Annotated in this window: 14 protein-coding genes; 5 read left to right on the top strand and 9 right to left on the bottom strand. The window is 51.5% G+C overall.

The window, feature by feature from the left end:
- The first annotated feature begins 14 nt into the window (after positions 1 to 14).
- From WCG50_RS11195 to WCG50_RS11180, 4 genes are all read left to right on the top strand, one after another.
- Positions 15 to 1,367, top strand: a complete 1,353-nt coding sequence (locus tag WCG50_RS11195) for a cytochrome C (RefSeq protein WP_336899683.1) — start codon at positions 15 to 17, stop codon at positions 1,365 to 1,367.
- Between the two features lie 74 nt (positions 1,368 to 1,441).
- Positions 1,442 to 2,083, top strand: a complete 642-nt coding sequence (locus WCG50_RS11190) for a c-type cytochrome (protein ID WP_336899682.1) — start codon at positions 1,442 to 1,444, stop codon at positions 2,081 to 2,083.
- A gap of 35 nt (positions 2,084 to 2,118) precedes the next feature.
- The gene (locus WCG50_RS11185) at positions 2,119 to 2,685 is read left to right on the top strand and encodes a YceI family protein (protein ID WP_336899681.1); all 567 of its coding nucleotides are present in this window, start codon (positions 2,119 to 2,121) and stop codon (positions 2,683 to 2,685) included.
- 57 nt (positions 2,686 to 2,742) lie between these two features.
- On the top strand, positions 2,743 to 3,315 hold the full coding sequence (locus WCG50_RS11180) for a YceI family protein (RefSeq protein ID WP_336899680.1): 573 nt from the start codon (positions 2,743 to 2,745) through the stop codon (positions 3,313 to 3,315).
- Between the two features lie 53 nt (positions 3,316 to 3,368).
- Here the strand turns inward: WCG50_RS11180 and WCG50_RS11175 are convergent, their stop codons facing one another.
- From WCG50_RS11175 to WCG50_RS11155, 5 genes are all read right to left on the bottom strand, one after another.
- Entirely contained in the window at positions 3,369 to 4,241 is an 873-nt protein-coding gene (locus WCG50_RS11175) for an undecaprenyl-diphosphate phosphatase (RefSeq protein ID WP_336899679.1), read from the bottom strand.
- Between the two features lie 53 nt (positions 4,242 to 4,294).
- On the bottom strand, positions 4,295 to 5,581 hold the full coding sequence (locus WCG50_RS11170) for a TerC family protein (protein WP_336899678.1): 1,287 nt from the start codon (positions 5,579 to 5,581) through the stop codon (positions 4,295 to 4,297).
- Between the two features lie 55 nt (positions 5,582 to 5,636).
- Positions 5,637 to 6,518, bottom strand: coding sequence for a protease modulator HflC (locus WCG50_RS11165; RefSeq protein ID WP_336899677.1), 882 nt, complete (start codon positions 6,516 to 6,518; stop codon positions 5,637 to 5,639).
- The gene (gene hflK, locus WCG50_RS11160) at positions 6,515 to 7,588 is read right to left on the bottom strand and encodes an FtsH protease activity modulator HflK (protein WP_336899676.1); all 1,074 of its coding nucleotides are present in this window, start codon (positions 7,586 to 7,588) and stop codon (positions 6,515 to 6,517) included. Before hflK ends, WCG50_RS11165 begins: the two co-directional genes overlap by 4 nt.
- A gap of 217 nt (positions 7,589 to 7,805) precedes the next feature.
- Complete coding sequence (locus WCG50_RS11155) at positions 7,806 to 8,408, bottom strand: DUF4337 domain-containing protein (RefSeq protein ID WP_336899675.1); 603 nt, start codon at positions 8,406 to 8,408, stop codon at positions 7,806 to 7,808.
- 167 nt (positions 8,409 to 8,575) lie between these two features.
- Between WCG50_RS11155 and WCG50_RS11150 the strand changes: the two genes are divergently transcribed.
- Entirely contained in the window at positions 8,576 to 8,779 is a 204-nt protein-coding gene (locus WCG50_RS11150; RefSeq protein WP_336899674.1) for a hypothetical protein, read from the top strand.
- 133 nt (positions 8,780 to 8,912) lie between these two features.
- Here the strand turns inward: WCG50_RS11150 and WCG50_RS11145 are convergent, their stop codons facing one another.
- From WCG50_RS11145 to WCG50_RS11130, 4 genes are all read right to left on the bottom strand, one after another.
- Positions 8,913 to 9,662, bottom strand: a complete 750-nt coding sequence (locus WCG50_RS11145; protein ID WP_336899673.1) for a hypothetical protein — start codon at positions 9,660 to 9,662, stop codon at positions 8,913 to 8,915.
- A gap of 226 nt (positions 9,663 to 9,888) precedes the next feature.
- A complete protein-coding gene (locus WCG50_RS11140) occupies positions 9,889 to 11,235 on the bottom strand; it encodes a nitrate/sulfonate/bicarbonate ABC transporter ATP-binding protein (RefSeq protein ID WP_336899672.1) in 1,347 nt (448 codons plus the stop codon).
- Positions 11,236 to 11,259: 24 nt separating this feature from the next.
- On the bottom strand, positions 11,260 to 13,002 hold the full coding sequence (locus WCG50_RS11135; RefSeq protein ID WP_336899671.1) for an ABC transporter permease subunit: 1,743 nt from the start codon (positions 13,000 to 13,002) through the stop codon (positions 11,260 to 11,262).
- A 485-nt stretch (positions 13,003 to 13,487) separates the two neighbouring features.
- Positions 13,488 to 17,918 (bottom strand): PAS-domain containing protein, encoded by a 4,431-nt coding sequence (locus WCG50_RS11130; RefSeq protein ID WP_336899670.1) that lies wholly within the window; start codon positions 17,916 to 17,918, stop codon positions 13,488 to 13,490.
- Positions 17,919 to 18,152 lie beyond the last annotated feature (234 nt).

Raw genomic sequence — 18,152 nt, 5'->3', positions numbered from 1 at the left:
ACTAGGAAGTCACTATGTTATTAATCTCGAAATATTTTCATGGTAATTTAATCAAGGTCGTGACATGGTTCTTTGGGGTTTTGGCCATTGGTGCAATAGTGTTCCCACAAGACGCGCAAGCACTGCCATCCTTTGCACGCCAGACTGGTCAGAACTGCGTGGCCTGCCATGCAGGTGGGCAATTTCCTGAACTCACGCCCTACGGGAGAATGTTCAAGATGACGGGCTACACCATCGGGGAACGCACGCTTCCTCTTTCTGTGATGGGTGTAGTTAACTCCGCCAGTATTTCAAATCCACCGGATGGAACTGCCAAAAACGGGGAAGTGGTTTTTGCCACCGGTAGCCTATTTTTGGCCGGTAAAATTACCGATAACATCGGTGCCTTTGCGCAAGTCACTTATGACAATTTTGCAGTCGATAACGGTGACGGCTCATTTTCAGGCCATTCAAATGCCGACAATATTGATGTTCGTTTTGCCAACCGCATCATCACGGGCAAGCAGGACTGGATCTATGGGCTTAGTTTAAACAACAACCCTTCTGTTTCTGATCCTTGGAATAGTGCAGCTGCCTGGATGTCTTATGTTCCAGCCGCAAGTCTGTCTAGTCATTCATTTACAGATCCGACCACACCTTACCCAGGTTTTGGTGCCGGTGGCAATATTGCTGGTCTCAGCGCTTACCTGTTCTGGAACCAGACCGTCTACGCTGAACTTGGTAGTTACCGAACGGCTGACCAAGCCTTTTCCTTCATGAGCGCTGGAATTGACGATGCTAGCAAGACAAAACTCAATGGAAATAATAATCCCTACTGGCGGTTGGCACTCTCGCATGAATGGGGACCACATAATTTGATGGTGGGCACTTCGGGAATGATTGCGCATGTGTTCGACGCCGGCACAGATGTGTCCGACCCGGCCAACCTTGGGCAATATCGCAATACCGGTGTCGATGCCCAATACCAGTACATTCTCGACCCACACACAATCACGGCTCAGTTAGCGTATATGCGACAAGAGACTGCGTATTCGGAAAATGCGATCAGCGCTGCAGCAGGCGATGCGGGGCTTACTGACACAACGTATATGTCGCGCGCCAAGGTATCCTATGTTTACCACGCCAAGTATGGCGGCAGTTTGGCATACTTTAATTCCACTGGATCGACAAGTGTGATTCAGACAACGGACCCCTCAACCAATGGCATGACGTTTGAAGCATTCTGGATTCCCAAACAGAATATCCGAGTCGGTGCTCAGTACACAGCCTATAACAAATACCAAGGCGCTACTGACAACTATGACGGAGCTGGTCGCAATGCCAGCGACAACAACACTCTATTCCTCTACGCGTGGTTTGCATATTGATTGTAAATCTTGTTTATTCGCTTTTGTAACCTGAAATAACGACTCTAATTGAGTCAGCGCGTTGGAGATTCAATATGAAATTCAGTCCCATTACTTTGTCATTATCTTTAGCCCTTCTCGGCGCCGGGTGCTCAAATATTGAGCATTCGCGTAGCTTGGGCGATCCTCGTGTCTCGGCTAAGACGCTGGCCGAGCAAGTTTGCTCGAACTGTCATGGGGTAGACGGCAATTCGATATCGCCCGCTTTCCCTCGTCTTGCGGGACAGCAACCCGCTTATATTGTCAGCCAGTTGACGAACTTTCGAAGCCATCAGCGCCTGGACCCACCAGGCTCGGAATACATGTGGGGCTTGAGTCGCCACATGACTGAAGAACAGATAACCGGGTTGGGCGCATATTATTCAAAACAGGAGCCACACCGGGTTTCATCACGCGACGTAGATCCAAAATTACTGGCGGCGGGTAAAGAGATTTTCGAAAACGGGGTGCCTGCTGAGAACGTCATTGCATGCGTAGCTTGTCATGGCCCCAAGGGTCAAGGCATAGAAGCCTTTCCACGGTTAGCTTTTCAACATTCCAATTACATCTTGAGGCAACTTGATGTGTTCCAAAATACACAAGGACGCCCAGGTACGCCAATGGACGCAGTGGTACACCCGCTAACCAGTGAAAACAAGGAGGCCATCGCCGCCTACCTACAGGCTTTTCCGGATTAAGCCAGCACCGATTAACCTTGATTACTGGAACTGCCATGAACAAATACTTCGTAGCTTGTGGGATTGCGCTGACATTGACGATGCCTGCATTTGCGGCAGACACCTACACCATTGATCCCGAGTACACCGTGCCGGCCTTTGAGGTGGAACACCTCGGATTCACGACACAACGCGGTCGCTTCGACAAGACGGAAGGCCAGGTGGTACTAGACTTTGCAGCCAAGAAAGGCATCGTCGAATTTACTGTCTTCACAAATACACTTGATATGGGTTCGCGTGCCTGGACAATGCATGTCAGCAGTGCTGGACTGTTCAATGTTGAGCAATTTCCAACGATGACTTTTAAGTCAGACAAGCTTATTTTTGAAGGTAACAAAGTGGTCGCCGCTGAAGGCCAGTTCACACTGCTCGGCGTGTCAAAACCGATCAAACTGATGATTAACCGGTTTAATTGCGCAAACAATCCCTTGAACAACAAGCCGATGTGTGCGGCGGACATCACGACGACCATCAAACGCTCCGAATTTGGTATGGTCAAGTACATCCCAGCCGTGAGTGACGAGATCAAAATAAGTGTTCCGGTCGAAGCGTACAAGAACTAAAAGCTACTGATCGATTATCCCCCGCTAGGGTAACTGCTCCTCACCGTCGGCGATCAAGTGAAACAACTTTTCGGTACATTCACCCTGGTGATGGCTTGGGTCGTGCCGGCACATGCTCTGGATAACTATGCGATGGATCCCGCCCATTGCATTCCGGTGTTTGAATTTAAACATCTTGGATTGACGACACAAACCGGACGTTTTGACAAGGTACAAGGAACCATTACGCTTGATCGCGATGCAAAGGTTGGTAGTGTCACTTACAACGTTGAAACTGATTCTTTGAACATGGGCTTCGGGACTGCAACATCCAACTCACCTGGATACCATTTGTTCGAGGTCGTGAAATTTCCAAAAATAAGATTTGTGTCTGATGAACTGTTTTTTGACGATGAAAAAAATGTAGTTGCAGCAGCGGGGAAACATACGCTTTTGGGAATAACCAAACCAGTGACAGTTTGGGTTAACCACTTCAAATGCGCAGTCAATCCAATGATCCAAAAGTTGATGTGTGCAGGCAACATCACAGCAACCGTGAAACGTTCTGAATTTGGAATGTTGAGTTTCATCCCGGCTATCAGTGATGAAATCAAGATCAATGTCCCCATAGAGGCTTATAAAACAGAATAAGCCTGAGTAATAGCGGTAGCCGTTCCACCACGAACGCTTCTAGCCAATGGTTACTAATTTAACCAGCCGACACTTACAGCGACAATCAGGAATACCCCCAGCGATGCGCGGTAGGCGACAAACGGCCAAGTGGAAAACCGCTCCAGAAACTTCATCAAACCCCAGATGGCGGCAAATGCAGAAACGCTGGCAACTAACAGACCAAACAACAAATGCGACCATGCAGCCGGTGAAATACTTGCATGGTAAAGCACCCAGAGTTCTTTCAAGCCAGCCAAGGCGATCGCGGGCAGACCAATCAAAAACGAGAATTGCGCAGCCTCTTCACGTCTAAAATTTAAAAACAAGGCACCCGTCAAAGTCGAACCAGAACGTGAGACACCCGGAATGAGTGCGCCAACTTGGGCCAGGCCAACGATCAAGGCATCGCGTAATCGCATATCTTCAACGCGTCGTTGATGAGTGCAAGTCAGCTCAGAGATGCCCATCAAAATCGCCATAACGATGGATGAAAAACCGATGACCATCAGACCTCGCAAGGGGGAATTGCAGGAATTCAGCAATGATGACAGAGCCATACCTGCAAGCCCAATTGGCAAGGTCGCAACAAGGATACCAATAGCAAGTCGAAAGGATGGATCCTGGAAATTGCGTTGACGAATAGCAGCTGTACTGCCATTCAACACCTTACGGACATCACGCCAAAAGTAACTTAAGACAGCAGCCAAAGCTGCCAGTTGCATCGCTGCAGAAAACGCTGACCCCGGGTCAGTCCAGCCCAACACAGCAGGGATGATGCGCATATGCGCGGTTGAAGAAATCGGCAATAGTTCTGTGATGCCCTGAAATACACCCAGAATCCCAATTTGCAAGTAGTCCAACGATGCAAAGCCAATGTCCAGACCGCGCGTGCATGATGTTGTCAAGTTGAATCCCCTGGATCAAATAATAGTTCTATGAAGTCGAAAGCCGCAGCCGTTTATGGAGCAGACGTTTTCTCAGGTTTCTTGGTGCAACTTATTTGCAAAAAACTGCCGCCATTAAGTCGAACGGATTTCGCGTCATCCCAGGTGATTTCCTGGGGTGGAGTGAACCCGAGCAAGGCGGTGTCTCCAGAGAAATTTTTCCAGACAATTTTCCCAAAGTGGGCGTTGCCTTCGAGCGTTCCTGAACTGGATTGGATTTGAACTTTCTCAATGCCATGCCTAAAAAAGAAGTAGAACGATCCTTGCGCACCCGGGCACTCATAGCGAACCAGTTGGGTGGGCGCCGGCATCAATCCTTTATTGACAATACTTTTATAAATAATTGCACCGATGGCGAACGGCACGGGAAGTGCCAGTAGCGCAATTAAAGAATAAAGAGCCCATTTTTTCGGAAAAACAGAAGGGAAAGCACTTTTCTCGTCGGTCGGCATATTGGTTGAGGGTCTCGCCGTTTCCATCGCAGCCACCTCATTGATGACCGCTTCAGGAATGCACACGGACACCGAGGAAGGTACTTGCGTCAGGGGCCCCAATGTCTTGCTGGGCGATTGAGACAGTGCTCGGCGGACTAACTGTTTGGGCTTTGGAAAGAGTTGCATATTTTGCCGGATGATTTTGCTTTCCAATAAAACGAAAATAGCGCACGCCAGTGGCACGGCAACCGTCAGACCAGGCAACTGTGCATTGATCCAATCAGCAATCAAAGGATCAGACATGCCAATGTCACCTGCAATCCAGCCCAGGAATGCCCCTCCAGCAGGAATCAAAATCGGGTACCGTTTTAACAGGCTTGTTACGAACAGGCTGCCATACATTAACAGCGGCACGCTCAGTGCGAGCCCCAGCATCAGGAAGAAAATACTGTTTTGCGCGATGGCGGCCAAGGCCACCACGTTGTCAAGACTCATAGTGACATCGGCCACCACAATGACACCAATCGTCGCCCATAGGCTCGGTACGTGTTGGGCAGCGCCAACAAGGTCTGAGTCAACTGAATGAGGACCCGAATGATCGTCATCTTCTTCAATGAGCAATTTGATGGCAATGGCGACCAAAGCGACCATGCCAAGCAACTTTAGCAACGGAATGGCGAGCAAGAAAGTGACAATGGTCGTAAACAGAATCCGCAGCCCAATAGCCGCACCAGTGCCGAACATGATGGCCTGGCGCATTTGCTGGGCGGGTAGTCTGCGGCAAGCCAACGCAATCACAATGGCGTTATCCCCGCTCAACAAAAGATCCAGGAAAAACACTTGAAGCGTTAAACCGAGTGAATGCATGCCGCTGTCAAATCCCATTCTGTGTGCCTCTGAAAATCACTGAAAGGACGCTCATCTAAGGCCGGGTACCGACCAGTGGTCCAGTTTTGAATTCCTTCAGGAACGCAGTGTCTGGCGACAATACCAAGGTAGGTGCCGACTCTGCCAAGGCTCGACGATAGGTTTGTTGCGTGCGATAAAACTTGTAAAACTGAGGATCTTTGCCGAAGGCCTGCGCAAAAATCTGATTAGCCTTGGCATCGGCTTCTCCATGCGTAATTTTGCTTTGACGCTGTGCATCTGATATCAGAACAGCACGCTCTCGGTCTGCCTTGGCCTGTATTTGCTGTGCCCACTCGAAACCCTGGGCGCGTAATTCCTTAGCTTCACGTTGTCGCTCTGATTTCATGCGGTCGTAAATAGCCTGGCTTGTTTCAAATGGCAAGTCTGCCCGGTGGAACCGCACCTCCGTGATTTCAATACCGAGCGATTTTGCTTTTTCAACCACTTCCTTCTGAATATGATCAACAATCTTTGGTCGTTCTGCAGAAAGAAGTGACTTCAGCATGACTTGCCCCAACTCACGTCGCAAGGAAGAACTCACCAATTGTGTTAGCTGGGCATTGGCCTGATCAATCGTTCGCAATGACTGGTAAAAGCGTAGCGGCTCAGCGATTCGAAAACGAACGTACGTTTCAACCTCAAGTCGTTTTTGGTCGCCCAGAATGACTTGCTCTGAGGGCAGTGCCAGCGTCAAGAGACGCGTGTCGTAATACGACACCGTATCAATCATAGGAAATTTAAACTTCAATCCAGGGGTGGTGATGAGATCCACGGGCGCACCCATGCGAACCACCAGGGCCTGCTGCATTTCACCGACCGTGTACAAAGAAGAGCCCAGGTTCCATAAAACAATCAGGGCAAGAGTTGAAATCGCAATGCGTACTTTTGATTTCATGGCTTGACCTCCTTGGGAACTGGTTTGTCCTTTTCTGCAAGCGGCATGTAGGGCACAACGCCAGCAACACCTTTGCCAGAGGTGTCGATGATGACTTTGGTCGCTTTCTTCAGCACTTCGTCAGCACTTTCCATATACATACGCCAGCTGGTCACGTCTTTGGCCTGAGCGTAACTCTGGTAGACCGCCAAAAAACTTTTAGCCTCGCCCTCGGCCAGATCAACGGCTTGTGTCTTGTAGGCTTCGGCATCTTGACTGATGTGAGACGCTTCACCCCGAGCTCTCGGAATGATGTCATTGGCATACGACTCTGCTTCGTTGCGCGCGCGTTCCTGGTCGGCGCGAGCACGTTGGACGTCGTTAAAGGCATCAATAACCGCCGATGGCGGATCGACGCGCTGCAGTTGAATCTGAGTGATCAGGACCCCCGCTTTTTCTTCATCCAATAAACGTTGCAACAAGGCCTTGGTTTCATCCGCAATCTGCTGACGTTTATCGGACAATGCCGCTTGAATCGGAGTGCGACCTATAACCTCGCGCAAGGCGCTTTCGGCTGCTATCTTGATTGCGAATTCCGGGTTATCTACACTAAACAAGAATTGCCCGGCATCCTTGATTCGCCAAAACACAGCACAGTCAGCTTCGACGATGTTCTCATCACCCGTAAGCATTTGTTTATCGCGAGACGCCGTATTATTTGCAGCACTGTCAGTGCTGCTGGCAGGTGCAGGATTTCCAAGTTGGAGTTGGTTTATTTTGGTAACCTTAGGCAGCAGCACGGTTTCAACCGGATAAGGCCAGTGGTAATGCAGTCCAGCCTCAGACGTTTCAACACGTTTGCCAAAACGAAGTACCACACCCTGTTCGTCCGGTTGCACTTTATAGATGCCCCCAACGACCCAAATGAACCCAATCAACGAGACTATTAAGTACAGTCCCTTGCCTTGCAAACCGGCAATATTGATGAATCGTTCAATCTTGCTGCTCAGCGTGCGTATCAAAGAACCTAGGGATACTTGTTCCTGCTCGTCCTCTGGCACATTGTCTTTATCTTGTAGATGCTCGGACATATTGCTATTTCAATAAATTTCATGCTGAGGTTCTTTCCGGTTGAGCTTATTTAATCAATTCACTTGGGATCAATAAATGAAAAACCTGGAAGGAGCCATCCCGGTGGACGGGCCACCGCGTGCGCAGTATAGGGGGCGAAATCAACCGAGCTGTCATGCAAAAGCTACTTTACCTTGCAGACATGAATAGCACGACTGCAAAGTTGGACCAAGCCTCTCAGCTCAACAACCGAATGAGTGCATCTGGATGAATTCTCCAACCCGCAAGCCCGGACAGGCCCATCAACACGCCAAATGCAGAAGGCACAAGACTCAAAGCATAGAGCCACCCAAGTTGGGTGAGCGAGGCAACGGCCAACAAGGAGATGGCGATGGCAATTAAAGCGTCAGAAAGGTCGAACTGGTCATCATGAAAATTCAGGGCGTCATACGTTGTTTGATCTTTTTCGGCCAGAACTTTTAACTCTTCTTTTTTTTGCGCCTGATCTTTGGCCAGCGATTCATACACGCTGATTTGCGCTTGGTACGCTGCTTGATGTTGTTCGGGGACAGTCAGGGCCTGCAACCGTAATTGAACCAGTGTCGATTTGGCGATTTCTTCCCTGATATTACGTGCTTGAAAAAAAGCCCAATGGTCGACTTTGTCGGCCTGTGCCTGCTGCATCGCCTGCACTATGTTGTCATCTTTAACTTTACATATGCCCATGAAGGTGGCCAACAACGCGACGGTAATGGCGACGGCGGGGTTGAGCCACGATAACTTCGCAGCTTTGGGCGCTGACTCGGTTGCTTCGATTGCGTCAAGTGGATTGATTTCCATGTCTGAATGCTCAGCTTAGTTTTAAAGTGGAGTTGGAGCTTACCTTTTTTGTCGTTACGACAAGCACGGTGCGTCAATAAGTTATGTTGACACAGTATGCATTTCTTGTTGTTCGGTACTGATACTTAATTTCATGGTGTTACCCTACTTCTTTTCAAGGACTTCCCATGCGTACACCGATAGAAGGTGAATTACTTACTGCTGCCAATGGCGCCGTTTACACGGTCACCTCAGTGATCCTTGATGACAATATTTACATTGTTCAATTTATTGCTGGCTCAGATGTTCACGACATGAAGGCCCTCGAATTCAATAAGACAGACATTGAATTTGAAGATCTTTGCGAGCGCGAAGGGATTGTCTTGTTGTAGGACTTGTACTGTGCCCATGACTAGGTCGCATCGCAAATTGGGAGTGGCTTTGGGGATTGGATTCGCAATCGCAAGGGAGCACCGACGATCTTGCGCGCGTTGATGCTCAGTCCCGTCTTAATCGCAACGCTAATCAGGCTTGTGTGCTGAGTAAATTACCGATGGCGGCGCTACTGCTGGCAGCGCCATAACCAAGGTTCTGTTGCATTTGAGTAAGTAATGCTTGTAATGTGGCCTGAGGACTTGACGTAGAAGAGCTTGAGCCCGTTGAGGTGATTCCGGCCGCCGAGGAGCTTGACTGCTGCATATCTGCTGCCACCTTGGCAAAAGCACTTTGCAAATCGGCCGGAGCGGAACCGCTGCTGACTTGAGAAATTAAAGCTGACAAGCCAGCGGCAAAGTTGGCTTTGGGGTCGGTAGCTGTGGACGCGGCACTGGGCGTGCTTGACGCTGATTCCCCTTTCACCGCTTGGAAGAGCGCATGCATGAATTGGCCAATGTCTTTCTTCACACTGCTTGTAGCAGAGCTCGACCCATCAGAATCCCCGTCACCGTCAGTTGCGCCGGTGGTCGGGTTGCTTGTTGTACCAGAAGCTGCGGTCATGATACTCGTGCCCGTTGTAGACGTCGTGCTGGGCGTTGCAGTCGTACTACTGGTGGGTTGCGGCATCGATAAGCCAAGGCTCTGAAGGGCCTGCATCAACGCATTTTGCATCTGGCCACCACCATGCGACTTGTGTGCGCGTTTGCCGCCACTGCCGCCGTCACCATCACCATCACCATCGGAGTCCGAGGCACGGCTAACCTGTGAGGATGACCGGGTGCTTTGGGTTAACGGGGCTGGAGCAACGTAATTGGAAGAGGAGATGCCGCTGATACTCATGATAGAACCTTAGAGAAATTGATGTGACTCAATTTGACATCGGCAATTTTTCGGTTAAATCAATTTCTAAAGGGCTAAAACCAGGCTATTTACGTATCTTTACGCTCGGCTTGTAAAGATGACTGAGTCATGCTGATGATGGGCACAAGCGTCTAGTTCTGGACTATAGAGCGAGGCCACCGCCAACCACTATGACAACGCCAGAGTAGTTGTTAGCCACCACGTATCAGGATGCATCTTCAGCGGCATCCTCATTTTTAGGTAAAAAAACCATGCCGGTTTTGGCATTGAAATCCATCAATCCAGCGTAACGACCCCAGGCTATCATGGTCTGGAATGTTTTTTCCGGGTTGTCATACGGCAAGGCACTGCCGATATCCTTGATGACCCGCGCCGAGTCGACTTCTTCATATTCTTCCAGCAAGGCAATGATGATGTGAAACAAGCGCAGCTTGAACACTTGCTCGGCAAAGATGGCATGCCGGGTTTCCCGGTCAGCCGCCACAAAACGTTTCCCAAGTTCAGTAAAGAGCACCTCTTGCTTGGGTGTTTCAACCAAACCAAGAATTTCGGCAGCCTTCACCAGCGCAATGGTTTCACCAAATTCTTTGCCAATCTCATCGGAAATGTCGTAGATGTTGGACAGTTCGGGCGAGTCGTGCAAGATGCTCAACAAGCCCAAAATCTGGCCCACCGGCACCAGGGGAATCGACTCCATGCGGTTGCGTGCCCGTGAAATGGGTTGACCGGCGATAGGCGCCTCAGGTGGAATGTCTGGCAGCGTGGTGGTGGTGATGCATTCGTGAATCAGACTGACCAAGCGTTGAAACTCAGGGCTTTTTTCGTCGCGCGGATAAGGTAACGAATTTTCCAACACCAGACCAAGCCGGCCGGGACGCGGAAATAGCACCACAATGCGGGTGGCCATCTCCACTGCTTCCGAAATGCTGTGGGTGACCATGAATATGGAACTCAGTCCCGTATCTGGCGATCGCCATAGACTTATCAGTTCCTGACGCAAATTTTCTGCGGTCAGCACATCGAGCGCGCTGAAAGCCTCGTCTAGACAGAGCAGGCGGGGCTGGGACACCAAGGCACGGGCAATGCCGACGCGCTGGCGCATGCCACCCGAGAGTTCGCGCGGATACGCCGCATGGTAGTTGCCTAACCCAATCAGCTCAATGGCCCGGTCAACCGCCGTGTCACGCTCAGCGCGGCTAACTTGGTGCGCCATCAAACCAACCGCCACATTCTGTTCGACCGTCAACCACGGGTAGAGCGCGAAGGTTTGAAACACCACTGAGGCATCTTCGTTGATGCCATGCAATGTTTCACCCTTGTGCAGTACCCTTCCTGAGGTCGGTTCAATCAGCCCGGTCAGGCAGCGCAGGATGGTGGATTTGCCCGATCCTGATTGGCCAAGCAGGGCAAGTAGTTCGCCCTCATGGACTGCCAGGTCAATCTGCTCTAGCACTTTTAATTCATGACCGCCAGCGGTGATGAAAGACTTGTTCACCGCCCGCAATTCGGCGATGGGCATTGCTGATGCTGCTTTGTTGATTGGGTTGGTCATGCTTAGTTGCGAGTTTGTCAAATATCAATCGAGCCGAAAACGACGTTCGGCAAAGCCATACAGGCGGCGCCAGACCAGCTTGTTCATGGCCACGACAAAAAGCGACATCACGGCAATGCTGACAATGATGAGCGCGGTGTCGCCGCTTTTGGTCACTTCGGCGATAAAAGCTCCGAGTCCATCGGCCTTGAGCGTTGTATCGCCCCAAGTCGCGTACTCTGCCACGATACTGGCGTTCCACGCGCCCCCGGCTGCTGTGCAGGCGCCCGTCACCCAAAATGGAAATATCGCAGGCAATATCAAGGTACGCCAGAGTTGCCATTTCCGTAATCCGTAAATGCGGGCAACTTCTTTCATTTCATTGGGAATTGCCATCGCGCCAGCAATCACATTGAACAGGATGTACCACTGCGTTCCCATGGCAATCAGCAAAATACTGCCCCAGTTCATGGACGTATTGGTGGCCACAAACAGGCCAACCACCACGGGGAAGGTCATGTTGACGGGGAATGACGCGCCAATTTGCGCTAGTGGCTGAGCAAATCTGGCTGCCTTGGGATGAAAACCAATCCAGACCCCTATCGGTGTCCAAATAATTGTTGCCAACACTGTCATCGCCAGGACGCGCAGCAGAGTCAAAAATCCAAGCCAGAAGATGTGGCCAACCACTGGCACGGTCAGGGCTCCGTGCAACGCAGCAATCGCGGCGAACACACCAATGATGGCTTCATAACCTAACCATGCCGTGAGCACCAATCCGGCCATGCGAAGTGGCCAATTAATGGCGCCTGGTCGCACCCGTTTGGCTGCTGGCTTGATGCGTCGGATGGTTTGCCCCAGCGCATCGGCCAGCGGCTGCCATGCATTCAAACCCAGCCAAGTGAAGACATAAGTGCCGCGCAGCAGGTTGTAGACCCAGGAGGTCGGTGTCAGTCCTGACTCGGTGAGTTCAATCTTGAATTTATCCGCCCACACCAGCATGGGTCGCCAGATGAGTTGGTCACTCATCAAAATGAGAAACAACATGGCAGCGACGGCCAACAGCGCGGCATGGTTGTCGCCCTTCTCAATCGCGCTGGCCATGTAAGAGCCCAGACCGGGCAGCTTGATGTCTTTGTTCATGACGCTGATGGCTTCGCTTTGTGCCACAAAGAACCAGCCACCGCCAAACGACATCATGGAGTTCCAGATCAGGCTATGTGCTGAGGCTGGTAACTCAACAGTGCGAAAGCGTTGCCAGCGCGTCAAGCCATAGGTTGAGGCCGCTTCCTGCATATCATTGGGAATGGTCACCATCGAATGGTAAAACCCGAAGGCCATGTTCCAGACTTGGCCAGTGAAAATCGCAAAGATGGCGGCGCATTCGATGCCCAGCAAACTGCCTGGGAAAAGCGCCATAAAGCCCGCCACGGTGGCAGACAGAAAGCCCAGCACCGGCACCGACTGCAGCACGTCAAGCGCCGGCAGAATGACGGCGCGCGCGGCGTTGTTTTTAGCCGCCAGATAACCCAATGAAATAGCAAAGAACAGGGAAAAGCAAAAGGCAATCCACATGCGCAACAGCGTGCGCCCGGCGTAGTAAGGAATCTGGGAGGTCGAAAAGTCCAGTTCGGGGACGGAGGCCGGGTCAAACGCCACCAGCATGCCCTGTCCAAAGTGCATCACGCTCCAGAGCATGCCAAACAGGGTCAGTAAAACGAGGCCATCAACCCAGGTGAAGTTTGGTTGCTTGTTCTCGATGACCAGTTGGGGGGAGGTGCTTTTCATGAGTGGTGGAGGTTCGCTTGCCGAATTTTAAATTCAGGTGTTGACGGCAGATATTGGCAGCACAAATCCACGGCAAAGATTAGCATTGTCATGGACTTTTGTGACGATTTGAAGTCATGAATGAGATTGGCGTGCGCAGTTGAATCAGGTCGTCAGGGAGTTTCCTCGCCCTTGAAGCGAGGAAACTTATTTCTGGCAATTCACCCTACAAGAAAAAATGGCGCTGAATCGCCTTTATCGCCAGCAAGAAACAGGTTTACTTTCAGCAGCCTGAGGGTCTTCATGAGTCAGCCACTTTTCTCCGAAGAAGGCATAAAAAATTGAACGTCGGGTCTAGAGAGTTTTCTTTTCGGCAGTGCTGCGCAAACCGACCATCGTGAACACCTGCTGCCGAGAAGTCCAAATGAAATGATCTTCAAATTTCCGACAGGCCACCATTCAAGTCAGCCTACTTTCCGATTGCCAACTTTGACCCCTGAAGCTGCTTAAGTTGAAAGACTAGTTTGTGATAACGCCGGCACAGTGAAGTGCAACAGGCGCGCCACCAGATCTTTGATACTAAAAGGTTTGCCAATATGGTCATTCATGCCCGCAGCCAGGCAGTCCTCCCGGTCTGATGCCATGACATTAGCCGTCATTGCGATGATGGGCAGTCGAGTCAGTTTGAGTTGCTGACGAATATGCCGGGTGGCTTGCAACCCATCCATTACAGGCATTTGCAAGTCCATCAGGACGACATCAAAACCCGCCGGTGTGGCGATCAACGCGTCGATGGCCAGTTGACCGTTCTCCGCCAGTTGCACCAAGGCGCCTTGATTACCCAGTAACTCCAGCGCCACCATCTGGTTGATGAGGTTGTCTTCCACCAACAGCACACGCACTCCAGCCAGATTGAGCCCAGAAGCAGAAACTTCTGTTGAAGGAGTGCTTTGGGTCGACTCGTTATTCACGTACTGTTGTTGCTCAACCAGCGGCAATTTCAAATCAAAGTAAAACGTGCTACCGGCCCCGAGGCTGCTGGTGACTTTGAGTTCTCCTCCCATCAGGACCACCAGCCGCTGGCTGATGGCCAAGCCCAAACCGGTACCGCCAAAGCGACGCGAGGTCGAGGCTTCGGCCTGCGAGAAGCCGGCAAAGACCCGAAGTTGTTGCTCTGGCGACAAACCAATACCGGAGTCAATGACCTCAAAGGCTAAGACGACGTTGTCTGATTCAAGGTGGCGCACGTAGACCCTGATGCGTACCTCGCCAAGCGCTGTGAACTTGAGTGCGTTTCCACCCAGGTTAATCAGCACCTGCTTGAGACGACCGGCATCGCCCATCACCAAGGCAGGTAGCGCTGGGTCCAGGTCAAACGTCAAGTCAACCTTTTTGCCATTCAGATTGCCTGCAAGGATAGTCTGCATATCACGCGCCACGTCAGACATGCAAAAAGGCTCGGGGTCGAGCTCCATCTTGCCGGCCTCTACCTTGGAGAAATCCAGGATATCGTTGAGGATCCCTAACAAGGAGTGCGCAGCACCTTCAGCCTTTTGTGTGTAGTCACGCTGCTGGTCGTTCAGGTTAGTCTCCTTTAGCAGAGTCAACAAGCCCAGCACCCCATTCATGGGCGTGCGGATTTCGTGGCTCATATTGGCCAGAAACTGGCTCTTGGCCACGTTGGCCGACTCAGCCGCTTGGGTGGCGTGCGCATACTCGGTCACATCAATCAAAAAGCAAACTGTTTGGCCATCCGGCAGCCTGCGATCAATGATTTTCAACACGCGTCCGTCTGCGGTTGTCTGTATAAAAGTGGTATCGCACTGGGTATGCGCGGCCATGCGCTCAACCATCCATTCCTCACTACGCCCACGGGCCTCAACATACACACCCAGTTCAGCGCCCATACGAATCAGATCAATGAAGCGGGTGCCAGGTAACACCTGGTCCGTGAGGCTGCCAAAAAGACTGGCGTATTTCTCGTTGCTAAAGACCAGTCGATCATCCTCGTCATAGAGGGCAAAAGACTGGTCGATCGCAGCGATAGATACTTCCAGCAATTGCGCACTGTACTGAATTTGGTATTGCGCTTTTTTACGTGCCGAGATATCGGCGTAGGTGGTGACAAATCCTCCCCCCGGCAAAGGGGCGCCACGAACGTCCAGCACAACCCCATTGGGACGAGTTCGTTCTAGCTGATGAACGACTGGGTGGCGGGCACGCTCAATAATCGTTTGAACCATCAGAGACGTGTCACCTTCACCATATTCGCCTCGCTCGGCATTGAAGCGGATGATGCTCTCGAACGTTGTGATTGGGTCGCCAAATAACGCATCTGGTAATTCCAGCGCGGTCTGAAACTCCTGATTTTTGGCAATCAAGTTGAGTTCGCTGTCAAAGGCGCTCAAACCGATCGGTATGTTATCCAGAATGGACTGCATCTGTTCTTGTTGGGACCGTATCTTGGCTTGGGCCAGCTTATTGGCGGTGATGTCGATAACAATGCCACGGTATAGAACCAGCAGTCCCTCTTTATTCATTACGGGGCGGGCCCGGTCCAGAAGCCAGCGCGGTGCGACGCCTGCAGGCAAATTGACCCGCCACTCGACCTCATATTCTTGGCTTTGGGATGCTGCGTTCTTAATGACCCACTCAACACGTTCTAAATCATCGGCATGCACGGCTTGCTGCCATGTTCCAAGAACAGGCGTCATTTCGATATTCGGCAATGCAAATAATGACAAGGCTTCCTCGGACCAGTTAACCACTCCGGTGGCACTGTTCCATTCGTAGTTGCCTGAACTGACGCCTTTCAGGGTGTTGTGCAATTGAGCCTTGCTCTCACGAAGTTGAGTTTCGAGTTGCCGTTGCGCCGTAATATCTTTGACAGCACCATGCATGGATTTAGCATTCCCAAGCGCATCGAACAGGAACTCGCCCGTCTGAACCACCAAATGTTCACTGCCATCGGCCCAGACAATTCGGTATTCAGTTTCCCATGCGCATTGTTCGGCTAGCGACTTCATCACCTGGTCCTTGAGCCGTTGACGGTCTTGCTGATGCACATGCGCCATGAAGATGCCGGTACTGGGCACAGGGATATCCTCTGGTCTGAAGTCAAACAGTCGGTACATTTCTGCCGAACAGTTAAAGGTAATGGTCTCGAAGTTTTCCTCGCACCCCAGATCCAGCGACCAGGCGCCGACTTGAGCCAAATGGGACGCTTGGTTCAGCATCAACTGACTGCGTAGCAGGTCTTCACGCGAGACCTTGCTGACTTCCAATGCCGTGCTCAACTCTGCGGTTTGTGCGGTGACGATTTGTTCAAGGGTGGTTTGATGGTGCTCGAGTGCTTCCTGCGCCAACTTGCGCGCTGTGACATCCCGCGTGATGCTGATGAAGTGACTGACCTTTCCGGTTGCATCGAGCATGGGCGTGATGCTCATTTCGTTCCAGAAGCTGCTACCGTCTTTGCGGTAATTGAGAATCTCGCCATTGAACTCGGTGGCCTGTAATTGCGCCTGCCTGATGGCAGCGATCACACCCACATCAGTTTGCACGCCTTTAACAAAACTACAGGTCCGCCCTAATATTTCGTCCTCGCTGTAGCCGGTGATGGACATGAAGGCGGCATTGGCGGAAAGGATGCGGCCGTCAGGGCAAGTAATCAGGACGCCTTGCGATATGGTTTTCAGGGCATGGTCGCTGATGCGCAGTTGCTCTTTGGCCTGGTGTCGTTCCGTGATGTCCCTGGACAGCACAATAAATCGTGGCAACTCACCCGGCTCGGTGGTTTTTCTGGAAATAGAAAGCTCAAACCACAACTCGCCTGGTGCAAGCTTCAGTACGAACCGTTGGCCGCTGGAGTAGCCCTGCTCATGGGCCTCGTGGATGGCGGTCATCACGACTTGTGCTGCATGAACTGGCAGCACATCAGACACGAGTTGACCTAAAAAGGCTTTTCCCGGCGTCGACAGCAGTTCGGTGCGGGGACTATGGATGTCGTGGTAGCGACCCTCCAGATCGAGCTCGAACATCAAGTCAGGAATGGCCGCCAGTGTGGCTTGCATCCGGCTTTCGCTCAGACGCAGTGCCTTCTCAGTCGCCTTTCGCTCAGTGATGTCGGTGATGAATCCGTGCCAAAGGGTGGCGCCATCGACTTCGCGCTCAGGCAGCGCATTACCTAACTGCCAACGCTCCTCGCCATCGGCAAACCTCAACCGATACTCGTGTTCCCATGGGGTCAGGTCTATTGCTGATTTCTGAATCGTGGCAATAACCCCGTTGTAGTCGTCTGGATGGATAAGGCTCAATAGCCATGAGGCATCCTCGCGCACGTCCTGTGGGGAGACCCTGCACACGTCATGGATGGCATCACTGGCGTAAGGGAAGCAGGAACTACCATCAGGGTGCAAACGATACTGGTAAACCATGCCAGGCAACTGACTGGCAATTTTTTGCATACTACTGGCGGACGTTATCTGAAGTGCTTGCAACCGTTTGTGCGCTGTGTTGTCTACAAAAGCCAATAAATAACCTATTGCCTCAGTACATTCGGCATTGTGCAAGGCCACGACAGATGCCATGACGGGTAAGCGCTGTCCATCCCGGCGAATGCAGTTCAGCTCAAAAACACCCTCATTACCAGGCGCGTGGGTGATGTCGAATTCCGAGCTCTGGCCCACAGCACGCATCACCAAGTCAAGCGGGTCGCAGATGTCGGCCAGCTTGAGTGGCTTTGTGACATCAGCAGCGCTGTACCCCAACAAGCGCTGTGCGCTTTCGTTAAATCCCTGAATTTCGCCCATGGCATCAAAGGCAATACTCGAAATAGTGGGGCTGCTGAAAATAGCACTCTGCAACGTTTTGGCAATGTGCAGTGCTGCATCACCCGTTGGAATCTCTGGCAGCGCTAGGGAGGGGGTCAGATTTGACACGTTTGCCAGTGCCGTTGTTAAGGGCGACATGAATGCAGCGAACGAATATTCGTTCAAGCACGGGTTGCACGGAAGGCATGTTTTGGGCCTCAATGATTTGCAACCAGGGGCAAGGGTTAGCGGGATAGGATTGATTTATACCAGATGACTGCGTGGATTTACTGCGAGTGTTTCAGCAACCCTACTGCGGTAACGCCCAACTTTCGGCATGTTGGAAAGCCGTGTCAACTGGGG

This window comes from Rhodoferax sp., assembly GCF_037143375.1.
GTDB lineage: Bacteria > Pseudomonadota > Gammaproteobacteria > Burkholderiales > Burkholderiaceae_C > Rhodoferax.
Note: the sequence above shows the minus strand (reverse complement) of the source record. Positions and strands in the feature narration are given on the sequence as shown.

What these genes read in the sequence shown, in the direction of transcription:
- WCG50_RS11155 (WP_336899675.1), bottom strand. Translation starts at nt 8,408, where the DNA reads ATGGAAATCAATCCACTTGACGCAATCGAAGCAACCGAGTCAGCGCCC.
- WCG50_RS11170 (WP_336899678.1), bottom strand. Translation starts at nt 5,581, where the DNA reads ATGCATTCACTCGGTTTAACGCTTCAAGTGTTTTTCCTGGATCTTTTG.
- WCG50_RS11145 (WP_336899673.1), bottom strand. Translation starts at nt 9,662, where the DNA reads ATGAGTATCAGCGGCATCTCCTCTTCCAATTACGTTGCTCCAGCCCCG.
- WCG50_RS11190 (WP_336899682.1), top strand. Translation starts at nt 1,442, where the DNA reads ATGAAATTCAGTCCCATTACTTTGTCATTATCTTTAGCCCTTCTCGGC.
- WCG50_RS11165 (WP_336899677.1), bottom strand. Translation starts at nt 6,518, where the DNA reads ATGAAATCAAAAGTACGCATTGCGATTTCAACTCTTGCCCTGATTGTT.
- WCG50_RS11135 (WP_336899671.1), bottom strand. Translation starts at nt 13,002, where the DNA reads ATGAAAAGCACCTCCCCCCAACTGGTCATCGAGAACAAGCAACCAAAC.
- WCG50_RS11150 (WP_336899674.1), top strand. Translation starts at nt 8,576, where the DNA reads ATGCGTACACCGATAGAAGGTGAATTACTTACTGCTGCCAATGGCGCC.
- hflK (WP_336899676.1), bottom strand. Translation starts at nt 7,588, where the DNA reads ATGTCCGAGCATCTACAAGATAAAGACAATGTGCCAGAGGACGAGCAG.
- WCG50_RS11195 (WP_336899683.1), top strand. Translation starts at nt 15, where the DNA reads ATGTTATTAATCTCGAAATATTTTCATGGTAATTTAATCAAGGTCGTG.
- WCG50_RS11185 (WP_336899681.1), top strand. Translation starts at nt 2,119, where the DNA reads ATGAACAAATACTTCGTAGCTTGTGGGATTGCGCTGACATTGACGATG.
- WCG50_RS11140 (WP_336899672.1), bottom strand. Translation starts at nt 11,235, where the DNA reads ATGACCAACCCAATCAACAAAGCAGCATCAGCAATGCCCATCGCCGAA.